Origin of the sequence: Enterobacter cloacae complex sp. IR5441, from assembly GCF_049238215.1 — a bacterium.
Classification (GTDB): domain Bacteria; phylum Pseudomonadota; class Gammaproteobacteria; order Enterobacterales; family Enterobacteriaceae; genus Enterobacter; species Enterobacter hormaechei_C.
This window is the reverse complement of record NZ_JBMKIA010000001.1, coordinates 259897-281361: the sequence shown is the minus strand read 5'-3', so window position 1 is coordinate 281361 and position 21465 is coordinate 259897. Positions and strand designations below refer to the sequence as shown.

21 protein-coding genes are annotated in these 21465 nt (G+C 56.4%); 11 read left to right on the top strand and 10 right to left on the bottom strand.

Features of this window, described 5'->3' with window-relative positions; all coding sequences use genetic code 11:
• The first annotated feature begins 66 nt into the window (after positions 1–66).
• Together ACOTX5_RS01340 and ACOTX5_RS01335 are read left to right on the top strand one after the other, a co-directional pair.
• The gene (locus ACOTX5_RS01340; RefSeq protein ID WP_032649523.1) at positions 67–471 is read left to right on the top strand and encodes a hypothetical protein; all 405 of its coding nucleotides are present in this window, start codon (positions 67–69) and stop codon (positions 469–471) included.
• A 1-nt stretch (position 472) separates the two neighbouring features.
• Positions 473–898, top strand: a complete 426-nt coding sequence (locus tag ACOTX5_RS01335; protein ID WP_017382748.1) for a hypothetical protein — start codon at positions 473–475, stop codon at positions 896–898.
• A gap of 80 nt (positions 899–978) precedes the next feature.
• Here the strand turns inward: ACOTX5_RS01335 and exbD are convergent, their stop codons facing one another.
• On the bottom strand, positions 979–1404 hold the full coding sequence (gene exbD / locus ACOTX5_RS01330) for a TonB system transport protein ExbD (RefSeq protein WP_001251472.1): 426 nt from the start codon (positions 1402–1404) through the stop codon (positions 979–981).
• Positions 1405–1408: 4 nt separating this feature from the next.
• On the bottom strand, positions 1409–2140 hold the full coding sequence (gene exbB / locus ACOTX5_RS01325) for a tol-pal system-associated acyl-CoA thioesterase (protein WP_003862482.1): 732 nt from the start codon (positions 2138–2140) through the stop codon (positions 1409–1411).
• Positions 2141–2391: 251 nt separating this feature from the next.
• Between exbB and metC the strand changes: the two genes are divergently transcribed.
• Positions 2392–3579, top strand: a complete 1188-nt coding sequence (gene metC / locus ACOTX5_RS01320; protein WP_015571868.1) for a cystathionine beta-lyase — start codon at positions 2392–2394, stop codon at positions 3577–3579.
• A 142-nt stretch (positions 3580–3721) separates the two neighbouring features.
• Entirely contained in the window at positions 3722–4381 is a 660-nt protein-coding gene (gene yghB, locus ACOTX5_RS01315) for a DedA family general envelope maintenance protein YghB (protein WP_015571869.1), read from the top strand.
• Positions 4382–4426: 45 nt separating this feature from the next.
• On the opposite strand, the gene ACOTX5_RS01310 is transcribed toward yghB, so the two are convergent.
• Complete coding sequence (locus ACOTX5_RS01310) at positions 4427–5326, bottom strand: AraC family transcriptional regulator (RefSeq protein WP_017382749.1); 900 nt, start codon at positions 5324–5326, stop codon at positions 4427–4429.
• A 195-nt stretch (positions 5327–5521) separates the two neighbouring features.
• Here ACOTX5_RS01310 and yqhD point away from each other — a divergent pair, with 195 nt between their 5' ends.
• Both yqhD and dkgA read left to right on the top strand, forming a co-directional pair.
• The gene (yqhD, locus tag ACOTX5_RS01305; RefSeq protein WP_003862492.1) at positions 5522–6685 is read left to right on the top strand and encodes an alcohol dehydrogenase; all 1164 of its coding nucleotides are present in this window, start codon (positions 5522–5524) and stop codon (positions 6683–6685) included.
• A 105-nt stretch (positions 6686–6790) separates the two neighbouring features.
• Positions 6791–7618, top strand: a complete 828-nt coding sequence (gene dkgA / locus ACOTX5_RS01300; protein WP_032655034.1) for a 2,5-didehydrogluconate reductase DkgA — start codon at positions 6791–6793, stop codon at positions 7616–7618.
• Between the two features lie 85 nt (positions 7619–7703).
• On the opposite strand, the gene ACOTX5_RS01295 is transcribed toward dkgA, so the two are convergent.
• The 5 genes from ACOTX5_RS01295 to ACOTX5_RS01275 all read right to left on the bottom strand — a co-directional run bounded on the left by ACOTX5_RS01295 (position 7704) and on the right by ACOTX5_RS01275 (position 15162).
• Positions 7704–9878, bottom strand: a complete 2175-nt coding sequence (locus ACOTX5_RS01295; protein ID WP_063945137.1) for a YgiQ family radical SAM protein — start codon at positions 9876–9878, stop codon at positions 7704–7706.
• Positions 9879–10008: 130 nt separating this feature from the next.
• Positions 10009–11421: a cell division protein FtsP gene (gene ftsP, locus ACOTX5_RS01290; protein ID WP_017384056.1), complete on the bottom strand. Its 1413-nt coding sequence runs from the start codon at positions 11419–11421 to the stop codon at positions 10009–10011.
• Between the two features lie 61 nt (positions 11422–11482).
• Complete coding sequence (gene plsC, locus ACOTX5_RS01285; protein WP_003862497.1) at positions 11483–12220, bottom strand: 1-acylglycerol-3-phosphate O-acyltransferase; 738 nt, start codon at positions 12218–12220, stop codon at positions 11483–11485.
• 163 nt (positions 12221–12383) lie between these two features.
• Positions 12384–14642 (bottom strand): DNA topoisomerase IV subunit A, encoded by a 2259-nt coding sequence (gene parC / locus ACOTX5_RS01280; RefSeq protein ID WP_032619018.1) that lies wholly within the window; start codon positions 14640–14642, stop codon positions 12384–12386.
• Positions 14643–14760: 118 nt separating this feature from the next.
• Positions 14761–15162, bottom strand: coding sequence for a YgiW/YdeI family stress tolerance OB fold protein (locus ACOTX5_RS01275; protein ID WP_003862501.1), 402 nt, complete (start codon positions 15160–15162; stop codon positions 14761–14763).
• 139 nt (positions 15163–15301) lie between these two features.
• Between ACOTX5_RS01275 and qseB the strand changes: the two genes are divergently transcribed.
• From qseB to lysM, 5 genes are all read left to right on the top strand, one after another.
• Entirely contained in the window at positions 15302–15961 is a 660-nt protein-coding gene (gene qseB / locus ACOTX5_RS01270; protein WP_045911487.1) for a quorum sensing response regulator transcription factor QseB, read from the top strand.
• Entirely contained in the window at positions 15958–17307 is a 1350-nt protein-coding gene (qseC, locus tag ACOTX5_RS01265) for a quorum sensing histidine kinase QseC (protein WP_045911488.1), read from the top strand. The genes qseB and qseC overlap by 4 nt, the downstream gene beginning before the upstream one ends.
• A gap of 104 nt (positions 17308–17411) precedes the next feature.
• Positions 17412–17993 carry an NAD(P)H-dependent oxidoreductase gene (locus tag ACOTX5_RS01260; protein WP_015571876.1) on the top strand — a complete coding sequence of 194 codons (582 nt, stop codon included), beginning with the start codon at positions 17412–17414 and terminating at the stop codon, positions 17991–17993.
• Positions 17994–18023: 30 nt separating this feature from the next.
• Positions 18024–18338 carry a putative quinol monooxygenase gene (locus ACOTX5_RS01255; protein ID WP_003862506.1) on the top strand — a complete coding sequence of 105 codons (315 nt, stop codon included), beginning with the start codon at positions 18024–18026 and terminating at the stop codon, positions 18336–18338.
• 151 nt (positions 18339–18489) lie between these two features.
• Positions 18490–18930: a peptidoglycan-binding protein LysM gene (gene lysM, locus ACOTX5_RS01250; protein ID WP_014885249.1), complete on the top strand. Its 441-nt coding sequence runs from the start codon at positions 18490–18492 to the stop codon at positions 18928–18930.
• A 32-nt stretch (positions 18931–18962) separates the two neighbouring features.
• Here the strand turns inward: lysM and ACOTX5_RS01245 are convergent, their stop codons facing one another.
• On the bottom strand, positions 18963–20150 hold the full coding sequence (locus ACOTX5_RS01245) for a glycoside hydrolase family 88 protein (protein WP_045911489.1): 1188 nt from the start codon (positions 20148–20150) through the stop codon (positions 18963–18965).
• 28 nt (positions 20151–20178) lie between these two features.
• Positions 20179–21444: an oligosaccharide MFS transporter gene (locus tag ACOTX5_RS01240; RefSeq protein WP_015571880.1), complete on the bottom strand. Its 1266-nt coding sequence runs from the start codon at positions 21442–21444 to the stop codon at positions 20179–20181.
• Positions 21445–21465: the final 21 nt, after the last annotated feature.

The following is a 21465-nucleotide window of genomic DNA, read 5'->3' as shown; positions in this document are numbered from 1 at the left end:
ATGTTATTGTCAACGAATCTCACCCTTTTTCCACCCCCACCTTTTTTGAAATTAAAGGAAATTAAAATGCTGCCCGACAATCTTGTCCCGGCAAAGTACCACATTACGCCTGTGGAACAGCCTTCGACGGAAGCAGATAAAGAGGCGAATTTCACTCAAGGAAAAAGAAAACTCTCCGACTATGAAGCCGACATATTAATTGGTGTTTCACGCACCGGCAAATCCCGTAATATGGTGCTGGAAGAGCACGATCGCCATTTAAAAGAGCGTTTATTTCGCGCCATCAAGATTGAAGCCTTAGTTCATCTACTAAATGATTTACAGGCCGAAGGGGAAATAGATGCCCAGACGCTAAGTCAAATAATGACCGAGAAAACGCAGCAAATAAATGAGGCCGGCAATGAAATTTGGCTTAATTTAATTACGCGTGAAAAAAACAATCCCATTTTTTATAACCTGGGGGAAGATTAACGTGAATGATGACAGCGGTAATAACGTTTATTTGACTTTAGATGATAAGAAAAGCGATGAATTTATCTTAAAGCAGAATCTCGACGCCCTGAAAAAGATAAAAAATGACGAGATGACGCGAATTACGCAGGATTTGGTTTCGATTCCGGCCACGCTGGTGCGCCTGAAATGGCAGAATCGTCGGGAGATTTACGCCTTGCAGGCCAAGGAGGAGATTTACGGCGCGGTGATGAACGCCATTATTGAACAGCGCCCTGAGCTTAAAGAGAAGATCCTCGGGCGACTGGAGGCGAACTATCAGTACCTGCTGGCACGCGAGACAGCCACCCTGCGCCTGACCCGTAAACTCTCGGAAGGTCATTACCGAACTTCAAACGTGACCTGTGTAGCGCTTGATGAAGAGGCGCCGACGGCGCCTTCAGTGTGAGTCAACAATGATTGTTGCGGAATGCAGGCCGGGTAAGGCGACGCCGCCACCCGGCAGGGAAGGCTGCAAAAGCCTTCGTTTTACTTCGCGGCCGCTTTCTCTTCGCCGACCAGACCAATCTTCAGGTATCCCGCCTGATGCAGCGTGTCCATTACCTTCATCATGGTTTCATAATCGACGGTTTTATCCGCGCGGAAGAAGACGGTGGTGTCTTTCTTGCCGCCGGTCAGCTGGTCCAGCGCCGGAATAACCGAGGCATCCGTTACCGGATCGTTGCCCAGGAACATGGACTTATCGGCCTTCACGGACAGGTAAATAGGCTTTTCCGGACGCGGCTGCGGCTGGCTGGAGGACGCAGGCAGATTCACCTTCACGTCCACCGTCGCCAGCGGTGCGGCAACCATAAAGATAATCAGCAGAACCAGCATGACGTCGATAAACGGCGTCACGTTGATCTCATGCATTTCACCGTTATCGTCCAGATTTTCATTAAGACGCATTGCCATACAATCAACCTACGCGCAGTTTGGACGCCGCATGTACCGGTTTAACGGCGCTGGCGTTCAGGTCCAGATCGCGGCTTTGCAGCAGCAGAACCTGCGCGGCAACGTCACCCAGTGTGGCTTTGTAACTGCCAATCATGCGCGCGAAGATGTTATAGATAACAACCGCCGGGATAGCGGCAACCAGACCGATAGCCGTGGCCAGCAGCGCTTCTGCGATACCCGGCGCGACGACCGCAAGGTTAGTGGTCTGCGTCTGGGCGATACCGATAAAGCTGTTCATGATGCCCCAGACGGTACCGAACAGGCCGACGAACGGGGAGATGGCGCCGATAGTCGCCAGGTAGCCGTTACCGCGGCCCATATGACGACCCACGGCCGCAACGCGACGCTCCAGACGGAAGCCGGTACGCTCTTTAATGCCTTCGTTATCTTCACTGCCTGCGGAGAGTTCCAGCTCGTTCTGCGCTTCGTTCACTAACAGGGTAGTCAGGCTTTTCGCATGGAAGGATGAGGTGATATCAGAAGCCTGATCCAGAGAGCGGGCTTCCGCCAGCTGCTTCTGCTCACGCTTGAGGCGGCGTTTTTGTGAAAGAAGTTCGGCGCTCTTGCTGAAGAAGATAGCCCAGGTGATCACGGACGCCAGAATCAGGCCGATCATCACAATCTTAACTACGATGTCAGCATGTTGATACATGCCCCAAACGGAGAGATCCGTCTGCATCAAATTATTACCCACTCTGTATCTCCAGGACGCAAATCACAAAATCTGAACGTAATAATATCAAAACGTCGTCGAATTGATAGTAGTTCTCATTAGTATTTACATAGTGCCGTAATTTTCGCTCACTTTCCTTGCGCTTACGCAGTAAAAATTTCTTATGCGAATTTTTGATAATATTTTCTGCTTATTCGATAAGCATCCGGATGCACATTCTGACAATCGTGGTAGTCTGGACGTCCAGACGTATAAAAATAGGGTTAGCGAACATGACTAAAAAGCAGCTTGAGACCACGCTGGTGCAGGCAGGACGCAGTAAAAAATACACGCAGGGCTCGGTCAACAGCGTGATCCAGCGCGCCTCCTCGCTGGTGTTTGATACCGTTGAAGATAAAAAAATCGCTACGCGTAATCGCGCGAAGGGCGGGCTGTTTTACGGTCGTCGTGGCACGTTAACCCATTTCTCGTTGCAGGAAGCCATGTGCGAACTGGAGGGCGGCGCGGGCTGCGCGCTGTTCCCGTGCGGCGCGGCGGCGGTCGCCAATACCATTCTGGCGTTTGTGGAACAGGGTGACCACGTCCTGATGACCAATACCGCCTACGAGCCAAGCCAGGACTTCTGCACCAAAATACTCAGCAAGCTCGGCGTCACCACCAGCTGGTTCGATCCGCTGATTGGGGCCGGTATTGCCGCGCTTATTCAGCCCAACACGCGCGTTGTGTTCCTGGAATCTCCCGGCTCCATCACCATGGAAGTGCATGACGTCCCGGCCATCGTGAAGGCGGTGCGCAGCATAGCGCCGGAAGCGATCATCATGATCGACAACACCTGGGCGGCAGGTGTGCTGTTTAAAGCCCTGGAATTTGACATCGATATCTCCATTCAGGCGGCGACCAAATACCTGATTGGCCATTCCGACGGCATGATCGGTACGGCGGTGTCTAACGCCCGCTGCTGGGATCAATTGCGTGAAAACGCCTACCTGATGGGCCAGATGGTGGATGCCGATACCGCCTACATGACCAGCCGGGGCATCCGTACGCTCGGTGTGCGTTTGCGTCAGCATCACGAAAGCAGCCTGCAAATTGCACAGTGGCTGGCGCTGCATCCGCAGGTGGAGCGCGTTAACCATCCGGCGCTGCCGGGCAGCAAGGGCCACGAATACTGGCAACGTGACTTTACGGGTAGCAGCGGGTTGTTCTCATTTGTTCTTAAAAAGCGCCTGAATGACGCCGAACTGGCAAGCTATCTGGATAACTTTACCCTCTTCAGCATGGCCTATTCATGGGGTGGGTTTGAATCGCTGATCCTGCCCAACCAGCCGGAGCAGATTGCGGCCCTGCGCCCGGGCGGCGAGGTGGACTTCGAGGGGACCTTAATCCGCCTGCATATTGGGCTGGAAAATGTGGACGATTTAATTGCGGATTTATCGGCAGGATTTGAGCGCATCGTGTAAAGTGCTGGCTGAAATGTACTCCCCGGACGCTATTCTGAACACCGCAAGCAGAAAAGTCTGTATGAGATGCGCCTGCGATCAACCCCGACAGGCAAAATTGGGAGTACAATAGCGTTATATCTGCTGTTCCACAGGAAAGTCCATGGCTGTTATTCAAAATATCATCACGGCGCTCTGGCAACACGATTTTGCCGCGCTGGCGGACCCGCATGTCGTCGGGATTGTCTATTTCGTGATGTTCGCGACGCTGTTTCTGGAAAATGGATTACTGCCAGCCTCATTTTTACCCGGTGACAGCCTGCTCCTGCTCGCAGGGGCGTTAATCGGCAAGGGCGTGATGGACTTCGCACCGACAATGGTGATCCTCACCTCTGCGGCCAGTCTCGGCTGTTGGCTGAGCTACCTGCAAGGGCGCTGGCTTGGAAACACTCGCGTGGTGAAAGGCTGGCTGGCGCAGCTGCCGCATAAATATCACCAGCGCGCGACCTGCATGTTTGACCGTCACGGCCTGCTGGCGTTACTTGCCGGGCGTTTTCTGGCGTTTGTTCGTACCCTGTTGCCTACCATGGCGGGTATTTCAGGCCTCTCTAACCGCCGCTTCCAGTTCTTCAACTGGCTGAGCGCCCTGCTCTGGGTAGGCGTGGTCACCACGCTCGGCTACGCGCTGAATATGATCCCCTTTGTTAAGCGCCATGAAGACCAGGTGATGACCTTCCTGATGATCCTGCCGATTTTCCTGCTGGTTGCAGGGCTGGTGGGTACCATTGCGGTAGTGATTAAGAAAAAGTATTGCAGCGCATAAATAAAAGCCGGGTGGCGCTACCGCTTACCCGGCCTCCGTTTCCCCTCAGGCTCCCTGCATGGTTCTTATACGTGACGCATCTTCCCCCGGCGTGACGCCGAAGTAGCGCTTAAACTCCCGACTAAACTGCGACGCGCTTTCATACCCGACCCGCATCGCCGCGGCGCTGGCCTTCATGCCATCGTGGATCATCAGCATCCGCGCCTTATGCAGACGGTAGGTTTTGAGGTACTGCAACGGTGACGTGCTGGTGACAGATTTAAAGTTATGGTGAAACGCCGAGACGCTCATATTGGCTTCCGCCGCCAGCTGGTCAACGCTGAGGTTTTCCGTGTACTGGCTCTCGATGCGCTTCAGCACGCGGCTAATCAGGCTGAAGTGCGTTTGCCGGCTTACCAGCGCCAGCAGCGCCCCGCCGCCCGGTCCCAGCAGCACATGGTAAAGAATTTCGCGGATAATCTGCTTTCCGAGAATACGCGCATCCAGCGGCCTTTCCATCACGTCTAACAGGCGTTCAATCGCGCAGAGAATTTCCTCCGACAGGGTCGCGGAGTTGATACCGCTTGCCGCCATTGACGGCCGGAAAAGTTCGTCCTCCCCAATCTCCATCAGCAGCTCCTGCAACTGGAGGATGTCGACGTTGACGCGGATCCCGGCCAGCGGTACCTCCTCTGTCGCGAAAGTTTCACATTCGAAGGGTAAAGGTACTGTCAGAAGCAGATATTCATTGGTGTCGTAACGGAACACGCGCTCATTGATATAGCCAATCTTATGGCCAGAAAAGAGAAACACGATGCCGGGCTGATACATCACCGGGGTGCGCGTCCCGGGCTGGGTACCGTACAGCAATCGGATATCCGGCAACAGCTCAGCCGAATCATTTCCGTTATCTATCAGTCTTTTAATCTGCGACGTTAGCTGGCGGCAGATGGCATCACGGTTCATTTTCAGTTACTCCGGGTACGGTTTCCGACGCTGACAGTGTGCGCATTTTCTTACCGTTTCTCCAGCGCGCTGTAGAAATGGGCAAGACATCGGCAGGAATGTGCATTGAGAGGATAGCGCCTGCCCGCCACAATGAGCAGCATCAGGTTGCCTTCTGCGCCACCACGATTTTTTACCCACTACAGGGAACAAGCCATGAACAACTTTAATCTTCATACCCCAACCCGCATTCTGTTTGGTAAAAACGCTATCGCTGACCTGCGCGCGCAAATCCCGACGGACGCCCGCGTCCTGATTACCTACGGCGGCGGCAGCGTGAAAAAAACCGGCGTACTGGATCAGGTGTACAGCGCTCTGGAAGGTCTGGACGTGCGCGAGTTCGGCGGTATCGAGCCTAACCCGTCTTATGAAACGCTGATGAACGCGGTAAAAATCGCCCGTGAGGAGCAAATCACCTTCCTGCTGGCTGTGGGCGGCGGTTCCGTGCTGGACGGCACCAAATTCATCGCGGCGGCGGCCCATTACGCTGACGGCATCGACCCGTGGCATATTCTGGAAACGGGCGGCAGCGACATCAGCAGTGCGATCCCGATGGGCTCCGTGCTGACGCTGCCGGCCACCGGATCAGAGTCCAACAAAGGCGCGGTCATCTCTCGTAAAACCACCGGTGACAAGCAGGCCTTTATGAACGAACACGTTCAGCCCGTGTTCGCGATCCTCGATCCGGTTTACACCTATACCCTGCCTGCGCGTCAGGTGGCGAACGGCGTGGTCGATGCCTTTGTTCACACCGTTGAGCAGTACGTTACTTACCCGGTAAACGCCAAAATTCAGGATCGTTTCGCGGAAGGCATTCTGCTGACGCTGATTGAAGAAGGTCCAAAAGCGCTGAAAGAGCCTGAAAATTACGACGTGCGTGCCAACGTGATGTGGGCTGCCACCCAGGCGCTGAACGGCCTGATCGGCGCAGGCGTGCCGCAGGACTGGGCTACTCATATGCTCGGTCACGAGCTAACGGCGATGCACGGCCTGGATCACGCCCAGACGCTGGCGGTGGTTCTGCCTGCGCTGTGGAACGAAAAACGTGACGCTAAACGCGCCAAACTGCTCCAGTACGCCGAACGCGTGTGGAACATCACCGACGGTTCCGACGATGCGCGTATCGATGCCGCGATTGAAGCCACCCGTCACTTCTTTGAAAGCCTGGGCGTGCCAACGCGTCTCTCTGGCTATGGCCTGGACGGCAGTTCCATCCCTGCCCTGCTGGCGAAACTGGAAGCACACGGTATGACGCAGATCGGCGAGCATGGCGACATCACCCTGGACGTCAGCCGTCGTATTTACGAAGCGGCACGCTAAGCGTTTTTAGGATCCTGACTTTCGTTTTTTGACATTTCGTCCAGACTTAATGCACATCACATCGTCGGAGGTTCCCTCCGGCGATGAGCACCTGAAGGAGGAAAAATGGCAAACCAAACCGTAATCAAGCTACAGGACGGCAACGTGATGCCCCAGCTGGGGCTAGGTGTATGGAAAGCCGGTAACGACGAGGTCGTCTCCGCCATTCATAAAGCCCTGGAAGTCGGCTATCGGTCCATCGATACCGCCGCCGCCTATAAAAACGAGGACGGCGTGGGAAAAGCGCTTACCAGCGCCGGCGTTCCCCGGGATGAGCTTTTCATCACCACCAAGCTGTGGAACGACGATCAAAAGCGTCCCCGCGAAGCGTTGCAGGAGAGTCTGGAGAAACTCCAGCTCGATTTCGTCGATCTTTATCTCATGCACTGGCCGGTACCGGCTATCGACCATTACGTTGATGCCTGGAAAGGGATGATTGAACTGCAAAAAGAGGGGCTGATAAAAAGCATCGGCGTCTGTAATTTCCAGGTTCATCATCTGCAACGCCTGATTGATGAAACGGGCGTCGCGCCGGTGATTAACCAGATTGAGCTGCATCCGCTGATGCAGCAGCGCCAGCTTCATTCATGGAACGCCACGCACAAGATCCAGACCGAATCCTGGAGCCCGTTGGCTCAGGGCGGCGAAGGGGTGTTTGACCAGAAAATCATCCGTGAACTGGCGGATAAGTACGGTAAAACCCCGGCGCAGATCGTCATTCGCTGGCATCTGGATAGCGGTCTGGTGGTGATCCCGAAATCGGTCACGCCATCGCGTATCGCCGAGAACTTCGACGTCTGGGATTTCCGCCTGGATAAAGACGAGCTGGGTGAAATTGCGAAGCTGGATCAGGGCAAACGGCTTGGGCCGGACCCGGATCAGTTTGGCGGGTAATCCCCTCACCCTGCCCTCTCCCCGGAGGGGAGAGGGTTAGACCTGTAGGCCCGGTAAGCGCAGCGCCACCGGGCATTGTTACAGGTTAACCGGTCTTACGTTTTACGTTCTTCTTCGTTCCCGTATCACCGTTCGAACGCTGATGCGCAATCGGCGTGTGCTTGGTCAGCGCCGGGCGCGTGTTGCGGTTCTGGCGGCGCGCTTCGCGCATCTCTTCCAGCGTTGGCGCTGGCACCAGGCAATCACGACGCGAGCCGATCAGGTGCTTTTTCCCCATCTCTTCCAGCGCCTGACGGATCAGCGGCCAGTTTTTCGGATCGTGATAGCGCAGCAGCGCTTTATGCAGACGGCGCTGTTTATCCCCTTTCGGCACCACCACGTCTTCGCTCTTATAACCAATCTTACTCAGCGGGTTTTTGCCGGTGTAATACATGGTCGTCGAGTTGGCGAGCGGCGACGGATAGAAGTTCTGCACCTGATCCAGACGGAATCGACGCTGCTTCAGCCACAGCGCCAGGTTCACCATGTCTTCATCACGGGTGCCGGGGTGTGCGGAGATGAAATATGGGATCAGATACTGCTCTTTTCCCGCCTGTTTTGAATAGGTATCAAACAGCTGTTTAAAGCGGTCATAGCTGCCCATGCCCGGCTTCATCATTTTGGACAGCGGGCCTTCTTCGGTGTGCTCCGGGGCGATCTTCAGATAACCGCCAACGTGGTGCGTCGCCAGCTCTTTGATGTAGCGCGGATCTTCCACCGCAATGTCGTAACGCACGCCGGAGGCGATCAGGATCTTCTTGATGCCTTTCAGGTCACGGGCGCGACGGTAGAGATTGATAGTCGGCTCGTGGTTGGTGTCCATATGCTCGCAAATGCTCGGATAGACGCAGGAGAGACGACGGCAGGTCTGCTCGGCGCGCGGCGATTTACAGCGCAGCATGTACATGTTGGCCGTTGGACCACCCAGATCGGAGATCACGCCGGTAAAGCCCGGCACCGTGTCGCGAATCGCTTCGATCTCGTTAACAATCGACTCTTCGGAACGGCTCTGAATAATACGGCCTTCATGTTCGGTGATCGAACAGAATGAGCACCCGCCGAAGCAGCCGCGCATGATGTTGATTGAGAAACGGATCATCTCGTACGCCGGAATACGGCTGTTGCCATATGACGGATGCGGCACACGCTTGTACGGCAGAGCAAAGACGCTGTCCATCTCTTCGGTAGAGAGCGGGATCGCCGGTGGGTTAACCCAGATATAGCGCTCGCCGTGCTTTTGCATCAGAGCGCGCGCGCAGCCGGGGTTGGTTTCATGGTGTAAGATGCGCGACGCGTGGGCGTAAAGTACTTTATCGCTTTTTACTTTTTCGTAAGACGGCAGCAGCACATAGGTTTTTTCCCACGGCTTCGGACGCGGCGGCTGCACCACCACGGCCTTTGCTTCCGCTTTCTTCGGCTCAACCGGTTTGTTATCCGCGCACGGCAGATCGTCACCGTACGGATGTGGGATAGGGTCGATTTTGCCCGGCATATCGATAATGCGGGAATCCACCCCGCTCCAGCCCGGCAGCGCCTCTTTCACCATGATCGCGGTGTTGCGCACGTCGCGGATCTCGCTGACCGGTTCACCCTGCGCCAGGCGATGCGCCACCTCCACCAGCGGACGCTCGCCGTTGCCGAAGATCAGCATGTCGGCTTTCGAATCCACCAGCACCGAACGGCGCACGGTATCAGACCAGTAGTCGTAGTGTGCGGTGCGGCGCAGGCTCGCCTCGATGCCGCCCAGGATCACCGGCACGTCTTTCCATGCTTCTTTGCATCGCTGGGTGTAGACGAGGGTCGCGCGATCGGGACGTTTACCCGCCACGTTGTCAGCCGTGTAAGCGTCGTCATGGCGCAGCTTACGGTCGGCGGTATAGCGGTTGATCATCGAGTCCATGTTGCCCGCGGTCACGCCGAAGAACAGGTTAGGCTTGCCCAGTCGCATAAAGTCGTCTTTGCTGTTCCAGTCAGGCTGGGAGATGATCCCCACGCGGAAGCCCTGGGCTTCAAGCATACGGCCACAGATCGCCATGCCAAAGCTCGGGTGATCGACATACGCATCGCCCGTCACCAGAATGATATCGCAGCTGTCCCAGCCCAGTTGATCCATCTCTTCCCGGGACATCGGCAGGAACGGCGCCGGTCCAAAGCAGGCTGCCCAGTACTGGGGCCAGGAGAAGAGGTCGCGATCCGGCTGGATCAGGGAAATAGCGCTCATAATGCTTCCGAAGAAAAAATAGACAAAAGGAGCGGGATTATACGCTGGTTTACCGGGGGAAATGAAGGGGTATTGTGCGGGCTGTTGCCCTCACCCCAACCCTCTCCCACAGGGAGAGGGAGAAAGCGTTTTATGGTGCCGGATTCACCAGCATCTGCCCTACCGATCCCCTGTCCATCATCTCCAGCGTCTGGCTGTGGAACAGGAACGGGAAGTGCGGCCAGGAAGGCTGACCGTAGTAGACGAGCAGTTCGACCTGGCCATCCACCCAGACGGTATCTTTCCAACCCCTGTCTTCCGGGAACGGCATCGCCCCGTTGACGTTGCGGATCAGGAATGACACCCCTTCAATATGGAACGACTGCGGCATCTCCGAGCGGACGGTCCAGCGCTCCCATGTTCCCTGTTGGGCGGTGATATCAATGCGGTTTACGTCCCACAGCGCACCGTTGATGCCCGGATCGTCGCCAAGGCTGATATCGCGACTGCGTACTGCCGGGCCGGTCACAATCTCCTGCGGCAGCAGGCGCATCGGCAGGCTGTCGGTCACCAGCGGCAACAGGCCGGTCGGGCGCAGCGTCAGCACCAGCGTGGAGACCAGAACGCTCGATGGTTCAAAGAAGCCACGAATACGGTCAACAATGCTTGCCGCTTCGCCGCAGGTCACGGACACTTCATCCCCGTTGGTCATATCCACGAGGATCTCACGACGTTCGCCCGGTGCCAGCGCCAGCTGTTTTACCGACACCGGCGCAGGTAATAACCCCTGATCGCCTGAAATCACGTGCAGCGCGCGGCCGTCGCTCATCTGCAACTGATAGCGACGCGAGTTAGAAGCATTCAGCAGACGCAGGCGCACCCAGCCACGAGACACTTCAACATACGGGCTTTGCGCGCCGTTAACCAGCAGCGTATCGCCCACAAAACCACCGCTGCCCGGCTCGCTGTACTCCGGCGTGCCGAAGTTATCCAGCCGCTTGTCCTGAATAATGATCGGGAAATCATCGACGCCGTAGTGATTCGGGATCGGCAGCGTTTTGCTGACCTCATCTTCAATCAGCCACATTCCGGCCAGGCCGTTGTAGACCTGCTGGGCGGTGCGGTTCGGGGTGTTGGCGTGATACCACAATGTCGCCGCGCTCTGACGAATCGGGAGGACGGGCGCCCAGTCGGCATTCGGCGACATCATGCGTGCCGCGCCGCCAATCAGCGGCCCCGGCACCTGCAAACCACTGACGGTCATCGCGACATTTTCCGTCGTACGGTTACTGTAGATGAGCTTAACGTCATCGCCATTCCACACGCGAATGGTCGGCCCGAGGTAGCGTCCGTTAATGCCCCATACCTGCGCGCGCGTTCCCTGGGTAAAGGACCAGTGGCTACGCTGAAGCGTGAGGAATAGCGGCTGCCCGCGACGGGATTCAATCAACGGCGGAATAGGCAGCGGCTGTTGCTGCCCGGCGGCGCTGGCTGTCCGCGGCATCGCACCCGCACAAAGGGCGATACCCGAAGCCTGAATAAACTGACGCCGACTGAGTGACATATAAGCTCCATCTGAAACGACTAACAACGCGGGAATTCGTTTTCCCTTACACGACACCGGGTCAAATCTTACCGGCGGCTTCTCGCTCTGCAACTTCTTTATCGAGCTGCGCAATATGCTGAGCCATCAGCTCGCGGCAGTGCGTGGCCAGCTCGCGCACCTGGTCTTTACCGTATTTTGAGGTATCTACCGGCGGCAGCATTTCGACAATGACCAGTCCGTTATTCAGACGGTTAAGATTAATCTTATTCGATGTATTGGAAACACACACGGGAATAATTGGAACGCCTGCCGCAATTGCAGCATGAAACGCGCCGGTCTTAAACGGCAGCAGGCCGCGACCACGGCTGCGCGTCCCTTCCGGGAACATCCAGATGGAAATCCGGCGCTTTTTAAACTGATCCACCACTTCCGCAATGGTGCCATGCGCTTTGGCGCGGTTGTTACGGTCAATCAGTAAGTTACCGGTGAGCCAGTACAGCTGACCGAAAAACGGGATCCACAGCAGGCTTTTTTTACCCACGGTTACGGTCGGCGGAAGAACAATATTTGAGGCCGTCACCATATCGTAGTTGTTCTGATGGTTAGCGATATAGATGGCGTTACCGAAATTCTCCGCCCCTTCAGGCAGACGCTTTTCAACCTTCAGGCCAAACAGCGGCGCAAGACGACCAAACATGTGGCCAAACGTCGCGACATGCTTTGGGTTACGCGGGCTGAACAGGCAATAAATCGATCCGAAAATACAGACCAGAATGCAATAAATAACGGTAAGAATGAGACGAACAATGTATAGCATAGCGACCTCTGAAGCCCTGACAGCTGACAATTATACTTCACCTGTGGCCAGGTAAGGACTTTATTACGAGCGCGTATTGTTAATCGCAACGCACGAATTAACAACGTTTTTACGGGAAATTTTATGGTAATTCCCCCTCCGGAAAGAGGGGGGATGAAACAGGTTACTCTTCGCTGTCATCCGCTTTGCTGCGCGCCGGCGAGTCGATCTCCACGCGGTCGATTCGCTGGAGGCCGCGCATCAGTGAGCCGCGACGTCCACGCTCACCCACCACCTTCTGCAACTCTTCCGGACGCAGTTTGATTTTACGCTTGCCGACATGAATGGTCAGCGTGCTCTGCGGCGGCAGCAGGAAGAGATGCGCGAGGCCATCGACGCCTTTTGCCGCTTCCGCTGACGGGATACTGATGATCTTGTTGCCCTTCCCTTTCGACAGCTCCGGCAGATCGCTGACCGGGAACATCAGCATGCGTCCGGCAGCTGTGATCGCCAGCAGCATGTCGCTTTCGTTCTCGATGATCAGCGGCGGCATGACGTGTGCGTTATCCGGCAGGCTAATCAGCGCCTTACCAGCACGGTTACGCGACACCAGATCGTTGAAGGTACAGATAAAGCCGTAGCCCGCATCAGACGCCATCAGCAGTTTTTGATCGTCGGCCTCCATCAGCATATGGTCCACCGTGGCGCCCGGCGGCAGCGTCAGCTTGCCAGTTAGCGGTTCGCCCTGGCCGCGCGCAGACGGCAGCGTGATCGGGTCGATGGCGTAGCTGCGGCCCGTGGAGTCGATGAACGCCACCGGCTGGTTACTCTTGCCCTTCACCGCCGCCTTGAAGCTGTCACCGGATTTGTAGCTCAGACCCGGCGCGTCGATATCGTGGCCTTTGGCGCTACGTACCCAGCCGCTCTGGGAAAGCACGATGGTCACCGGCTCGGAAGGCAGCATGTCGTGCTCGTTCATCGCCTTCGCCTCTTCGCGCTCGTGCAGCGGAGAACGACGGTCGTCGCCAAAGGCGTCGGCATCGGCCTGCAACTCTTTCTTCAGCAGGGTGTTCATCTTGCGCTCGGATGCCAGAATCGCCTGAAGCTGATCGCGCTCTTTTTCCAGCTCGTTCTGCTCGCCGCGGATCTTCATCTCTTCCAGTCTGGCGAGATGGCGCAATTTCAGTTCGAGGATCGCTTCGGCCTGGGTTTCGCTGATGCCAAAGCGCGACATCAGGGCAGGCTTAGGTTCGTCCTCGGTACGAATGATCTCGATCACTTCGTCAATGTTGAGGAACGCCACCAGCAAACCTTCGAGGATATGCAGGCGCTTAAGCACTTTTTCCAGACGATGGTTCAGACGACGGCGCACCGTATCGCGGCGGAAGGCCAGCCATTCGGTGAGGATCTCCAGCAGGTTTTTCACCGCCGGACGACCGTCCAGACCAATCATGTTCAGGTTGATGCGGTAGCTTTTTTCCAGATCGGTAGTGGCGAACAGGTGGTTCATCACCTGCTCCATGTCCACGCGGTTAGAGCGCGGCACGATCACCAGACGGGTCGGGTTTTCGTGGTCCGATTCGTCGCGCAGGTCGTCCACCATCGGCAGCTTTTTATTGCGCATCTGGGAGGCGATCTGCTCCAGCACCTTCGCACCGGACACCTGGTGCGGCAGCGCGGTGATCACCACGGCCCCGTCTTCTTTGGTCCACACCGCGCGCATGCGCACGGAGCCACGGCCGTTCTGGTAGATTTTGCGGATTTCCGCGCGCGAGGTGATGATCTCGGCTTCGGTCGGATAGTCCGGCCCCTGCACAATATCCAGCAGATCGTCCAGCGAGGTTTTCGGCTGCTCAATCAGGGTGATGGCGGCTTTTGCCACTTCACGCAGGTTGTGCGGCGGAATGTCCGTCGCCATGCCCACGGCGATACCGGTCGTGCCGTTCAGCAGGATGTTCGGCAGACGCGCAGGCAGCATCTTCGGCTCCTGCATCGTACCGTCGAAGTTTGGCACCCAGTCGACCGTCCCCTGCCCCAGCTCGCCCAACAGCACTTCGGCATATTTAGACAGGCGGGATTCGGTATAACGCATTGCCGCGAAGGATTTCGGATCGTCCGGCGCCCCCCAGTTCCCCTGGCCATCCACCAGCGGATAGCGATAAGAGAACGGCTGGGCCATCAGCACCATCGCTTCATAGCAGGCGATGTCGCCGTGCGGATGGTATTTACCCAGCACGTCGCCGACGGTACGGGCGGATTTCTTAAACTTGGCGGTAGCATTCAGTCCCAGTTCGGACATCGCATAGACGATGCGGCGCTGAACGGGCTTCAGGCCATCCCCGATAAACGGCAACGCCCTGTCCATGATGACGTACATGGAGTAGTTCAGGTAGGCGTTTTCCGTGAATTCATGTAGCGCGAGGCGCTCTGCCATATCGCTCATTACGTGTGATTCCTCAACTCAGAAACCGATGGGTTTCAGGCAATATTGCCGCAGATACTACCTCATCTGGCGAGTTGAGTCACAAAGAAAAAGGGCCGCATAAGCGGCCCTTTCCGGGTTATTTGTTCAGCTTGATAACCTGCTTCACGTCGATTTCAAACTCGTTCCAGTCTTTATCGATTTTACCCTGGAGTTCGACTTTATCCTGGGGCGTCACCGTCACGCCGTTCCAGCGCTTGTGGTCGATCTCCACCACCACCGTGCCGCTCTCATCGCGGAAGGTGTAACGGTCATCGGACAGGCGCTCGGTAATGTTCCCGCGCAGCTTCACCCAGGCATCGTCCTTCAGGTCTTTCACTTTAGCCGCGGTGGTGAGGTTGGCGTTGTTATCGACAAAGCCACCCTGCTGGGTTTGCGTCTGGTTCTGTGTCGCAGATGGGCCAGAGAAGCCACCCTGTGCAGCAAAGACAGGGGCCGTGGTCATCATCATGATGGCAGCAATTGCAGCGAATTTTTTCATCTTTATCTCTCCCTTTAATGTCGTTTCACAATCCATTAAACAGGGTAAACCTTAACAACTTCTTAAGGGGAAAATTTATTTATTTTTACTGTACAGCAGGCGCTTGCAGAAGGTTTACTGACGGCATCAAGGAGGAAATATGCGCATTTTACTGGTAGAAGACGACAGGCTCATCGGCGACGGCATCAAAGCGGGCTTAAGCAAAATGGGCTTTAACGTGGACTGGTTTACCGACGGTAAAACCGGGCAGTCGGCCCTGTACACCGCGCCGTATGATGCCGTGGTGCTGGACCTGACGCTGCCAGAAATCGACGGGCTTGAGATCCTGCGCGCCTGGCGCGAAAGCGGTAAGAGCGAACCGGTGCTGATCCTGACCGCGCGGGATGCGCTGAATCAGCGCGTCGAAGGGTTACGCCTGGGGGCGGATGATTACCTGTGTAAGCCGTTCGCGCTGATTGAAGTGGCGGCCCGCCTTGAAGCGCTGATGCGCCGCAGCCACGGTCAGGCGCGCAGCGAGCTGCGTCACGGCAAGGTCACGCTCGATCCGGCAAGCCTTGTCGCCACACTGGAGGGCGAAACGCTGGTGCTCAAACCCAAAGAGTTCGCCCTGCTGGAGCTGCTGATGCGCAACGCGGGCCGCGTGCTGCCGCGCAAGACCATCGAGGAGAAACTCTACAACTGGGATGATGACGTCTCCAGCAACGCCGTCGAAGTCCACGTTCATCATTTACGCCGCAAGCTCGGCAGCGAATTTATCCGCACCGTGCACGGCATCGGTTATACCCTGGGTGACGCATGAAACTGACCCAACGCCTGAGCCTGAAGCTGCGCCTGACGCTCCTCTTTTTGTTGCTGTCCCTGGCGGCCTGGTTTGCCGCAAGCGTGGTGGCCTGGCACCAGACGACCGACAAGCTCGATAAGCTGTTCGATACCCAGCAGATGCTGTTTGCCAAACGGCTGCTGACGATGGACGTGGACGAACTTCGCGCCCCGGAACGCATGCGCGAGGTACCGAAAAAAGCCAAACACGGCCATCTGGACGACGATGCGCTGGCCTTCGCAATCTTCACCGCCGACGGCAGCATGGTGCTTAACGACGGCGAAAACGGGCGCGACATACCTTACCTCTACCGCCGGGACGGGTTTGATGACGGTCGGTTGCAGGATGACAACGACGAATGGCGTTTCCTGTGGCTGACTTCTCCGGACGGGAAATACCGCGTGGTGGTTGGCCAGGAGTGGGAGTACCGACAGGATATGGCGCTGGACGTGGTCAGCTCGCAGCTGACGCCGTGGCTGGTGGCGCTGCCCGTCATGCTTTTGTTGCTGATTGTTCTGCTGAGCCGGGAACTGAAACCGCTGAAAAAACTGGCGCGGACCCTGCGCTCGCGCTCGCCGGATGCGACCGATACGCTGCCCACCCACGGCGTGCCGACGGAGGTTCGCCCGCTGCTTGATGCGCTTAACCATCTTTTCGCCCGTACGCAGGAGATGATGGCCCGCGAGCGCCGCTTCACCTCGGATGCCGCCCATGAGTTGCGCAGCCCGCTGGCCGCGCTGAAGGTGCAAACCGACGTGGCGCAGCTTTCCTTTGACGATCCCGGGGCGCAGTCTAAAGCGCTGGGGCAGCTGCATGCGGGCATCGACCGCGCCTCCCGGCTGGTGGACCAGCTTCTCACCCTGTCGCGCCTGGATTCACTGGATAATCTTGATGACGTCGAACCCGTGATGATGGCCGATTTGCTGCAATCCGCGGTGCTGGATATCTGGCATCCGGCGCAGCAGGCGGGCATTGATATTCGGCTCAACGTCAACGCGCCCGAGGTGATGCGTCACGGACAGCCGCTGCTGCTGAGCCTGCTGGCGCGTAACCTGCTGGACAACGCCGTTCGTTACAGCCCGCGCGGCAGCGTGGTGGACGTGACGCTGAATACCCAAACCTTTACCGTGCGCGACAACGGCCCGGGCATTTCATCCGATGCGCTGGCGCGTCTCGGCGAGCGCTTTTATCGTCCACCGGGCCAGGACGCCACCGGCAGCGGTCTGGGGTTGTCTATCGTCAAGCGTATCGCGGCGTTGCACGGGATGCGCGTCTCGCTGGGCAATGCGCCGGAAGGGGGCTTTGAGGTGACCGTCAGCTGGTAGCCATTATTGCGCTCTGCGCAAAAGACTTTGCACATTTTGCTTATTTTTCCGCTCCGTCCTCGCGCGTAGAATACCCGGCATACTCTCATCATCGAGGACAAATAATGAGCAACATTCTGATTATCAACGGCGCGAAAGAATTTGCGCACTCTAAAGGCCAGCTGAATGACACCCTGACCGAGGTCGCGGATGGTTTCCTGCGCGACGCCGGACATGATGTTAAGGTCGTGCGCGCGGACAGCGATTACGACGTGAAGGCCGAAGTGCAGAACTTCCTGTGGGCCGACGTGGTTATCTGGCAGATGCCGGGCTGGTGGATGGGCGCACCGTGGACCGTGAAAAAATACATGGACGATGTGTTTACCGAAGGTCACGGTTCGCTGTATGCCAGCGACGGTCGCACCCGCTCAGACGCGTCTAAAAAATACGGTTCCGGCGGCCTGATTCAGGGCAAGAAATACATGCTCTCCCTGACCTGGAATGCCCCGCTTGAAGCCTTCACTGAGCAAGATCAGTTCTTCGAAGGCGTGGGCGTAGACGGCGCGTATCTGCCGTTCCACAAGGCGAATCAGTTCCTGGGGATGGAGCCGCTGCCGACCTTTATCGTCAACGACGTGATTAAAATGCCGGACGTCCCGCGCTATATCGCAGAATATCGCAAGCATCTCGCGGAAATTTTTGCTTAACTGGTAGCCTGGAATTAGAAGGAGTTAATTATGCTTACCGTTATTGCTGAAATCCGTACGCGTCCTGGCCAACATCACCGCCAGGCGGTACTGGATGAGTTCGCGAAGATCATCCCGACCGTACTGAAAGAAGAAGGCTGCCACGGCTACGCGCCGATGGTGGACGCCGCCACCAGCGCAAGCTTCCAGGCGACCGCGCCAGACTCAATCATCATGGTTGAGCAGTGGGAAACCGTCGCGCACCTTGAAGCGCATTTGCAGACCGCGCATATGAAAGCGTGGAGCGACGCGGTGAAAGGGGACGTTCTGGAAACCCACATCCGTATTCTGGAGCAAGGGGTTTAAGTTCTGTGAAATTTGCCGGGTGGCACTGCGTTTACCCGGCCTACAACTTCCCTCCCGGGCCCGGTAAGCGTTAACGCCACCGGGCTTTTTTTATCACCTTAACACTCAACTGCTATGCTTATTCTGACTTCATGTTTAACAGGAGGATGGAATGGGACTTTTTAACTTCGTAAAAGAAGCAGGCGAAAAGCTGTGGGATAACCTGACCGATCATAAAGGTCAGGGCGACAAAATCACCGAGCACCTCAAGAAACTCAACATTCCCGGTTCCGATAAGGTTCAGGTTAACGTCACTGACGGCAAGGCCAGCGTGACGGGCGACGGGCTGACGCAGGAGCAGAAAGAAAAAATCCAGGTCGCCGTCGGCAACATCGCGGGCGTCAGCGAAGTGGAGAACAATATCACCGCGACAGATGCCAAAGATGAAGCCACCTACTATACGGTGAAATCCGGCGATACCCTGAGCGCAATCTCTAAAACCGTGTACGGCGATGCCAACCAGTACAATAAGATTTTTGAGGCTAACCGCCCAATGCTCTCCAGCCCGGATAAGATCTATCCCGGCCAGACGCTGCGTATTCCGAAAGCGTGATCCCTCTGTCGGGGGTTACCCCCCGACTGTTTTTACCAGTACAGTTTCCAGCTCTGCGTAAAACGCACCAGTGCCTCAACGTAGAAGTAATCGCCCCAGCTCGCGCACTCATCCACGCCTTTCTTGCTCGCCAGGTGATACACAGAGTGCTTAAGCAGCCCGCTGCCCTTCTCTTCTTTGCCCATCAGATAGTGCTTTGTCAGCGAGGACATAATCCCTTTCGCCCATTCGAGGTAACATTCGCGATCCGGATCTGTGACCGGCAGATGTTTCACCAGCTCCAGCAGTCCACACACCGCAATTGCCGCCGAGGAAGAATCACGCAGTGCGTCGGTGCCCACCAGCGCCAGATCCCAGTGGCAGACGTAGTCTTCCGGCAGGCGATTGAGGAAGTAGTTCGCCAGCCGTTTTGACAGGGCGATCATCGTTTCGTCGCCGGTATAGATATAGCTCAGCAGGAAACCGTAAATGCCCCAAGCCTGCCCGCGCGACCAGCAGGAGTCGTCGGCGTAGCCCTGCTGGGTGTTGCCGTAGCGCGGTGCGCCGGTTGCCACATCCATATAGTAGGTGTGGAAGGTGGAGGCATCGTCACGAATGAGGTATGTCGCGGCCTGCATGACGTGCGCTTTTGCGGCGTCGGCAAAGCGCGGATCGCCCGTCTGCTCCGTTGCCCAGTAGAGCAGCGGCAGGTTCATGTTGCAGTCGATGATCATCCGCCCGGCCTGCTCCGGATCGGAGAGATCGCCCCACGCCTGGATGATTTTCGCCTTCTCGTGGAAGCGTTCCAGCAGGGCTTCCGCCGCCAGCAGCGAGAAGCCGCGCGCCTCGCGGTTTCCGGTCAGCCGCCACGCGGCTACGCAGGAGAGCGTGTAGAGGAAGCCTAAATCGTGGGTGTTGGTGTCGTTGCGCCCGGCGATGCGCAGGCCAAACGAGCGCACGTGTTTTTCCGCCATCGCGCGGAATTTTTCCTCGCCGCTCATCTCCCATGCCAGCCACAGCTGCCCGGTCCAGAAGCTGGTGGTCCACTCCACGTTGTCAGTCAGCGGATAAAAACCGTTCTGGCAGGTTTCCGCCGGGAATTTGTCGCCGAACTCCGTTAAATGACGGCTAATCAGGTCGAGAACGTGGCTGCGCGCCGAATTCAGTTCATCGCTGAATGCGCGGGAGTCAACGGGCGCAACGATAACAGGTAGACGTTCTTCTTTGATACGACTTAACATATTTCGGTTCCTTCTTTGACGGCGTAATTTATCGTGTTGACGTTTCTGCTACGTTCAGCGCACGAGCCCCGCGCCATTTGCTCTGACAGGCGGATAACGTAAAAGCAGAAATAAGGGTAAAGGTCAGCGCCGTTGCGCCCATGATGATATAGGTGTGCTCAAAGCCAATACGGTCATACATATAGCCGGCAGGGGAAGAGACCACCACGTTGCCAACGTAGAGCATCGCCTGATAGCCGAGTAAATACATGGTGGCATTGACGCGCTTGTCGAAATGCTCGGCGATATATTTAAATACCGACACCAGCAGGAGACAAATTTCCAGACCGTATAGCGGCTTAAGCACTGAAATTAACAAGTGTGAATCACACATGCCGGAAATAATCAGACGCGCCCCAACCACCAGCCCGACAATTAACAGCCCGCGTTTGGCGCCAATAAAGTTCACAAACAGCGGGACCACCATATACATGACAAATTCCATGCCCGACTGTACGGTCCCGAGATAGCCGAATACGGCGTTGCCCTCATGAATATCATCGAAGAAGGTGACGAAATAGCGCGAGAATTGCTGCTCGGCGATAAACATCATCCATGCCACGCCCGCCACGTACAGGCAGAAGGCCCAGAATTTGCGGTTACGCAGCAGGGCGTAAACGTCGGACGGGGCAATTTTCTCTTTCGTCAGCACCTCGCCTGCGTGAGCGGAGTTAGTGTTCACTTTCAGGCTCAGAAGGACAATCAGCATCACCACCGACGCCACGCTGCCGAGAATAAAGTTATACGCCGGTGAGAGGTTGAACAGCAGGCCGGAGAAAGATGACGCCACCGCCCAGCCGAGCGATCCCCACATACGGATCTGCCCGAACTCCATGCCATTCAAACGGCTAAAGCGGTCGGAATAGGATTCACACGCCGCCACGCCCGCGTACCAGGCAAAGCTTAAATAGAGCGCGCCGATAATAATCCCCAGCAGGGTATTAGACATTAACAGCGGCTGGTAAACATAAATAAAGAATGGCGCCATCAGGGCCGACATGATCACCACAAAATAGAGCAGATATTTGCTCATGCCGATCTTATCGAGAATATAGCCGTAGATCGGCTTGAGAATAACGGAGAATATCCCGTTCACCGCAAAGACGGTTCCAATCACCGATCCGCTCAGGTTGGCTTTCTGACCGAGCCAGATCGCCAGCAGACCAATACTGGCAGACCAGGTAAAGAAATAGAGAAAGATAAAGCTGCTGATTTTGTAATATTCAGTTCTGTTGGTTGTCGATGTGCTTTTCATATCATCCTCGCCGGGGTGTAG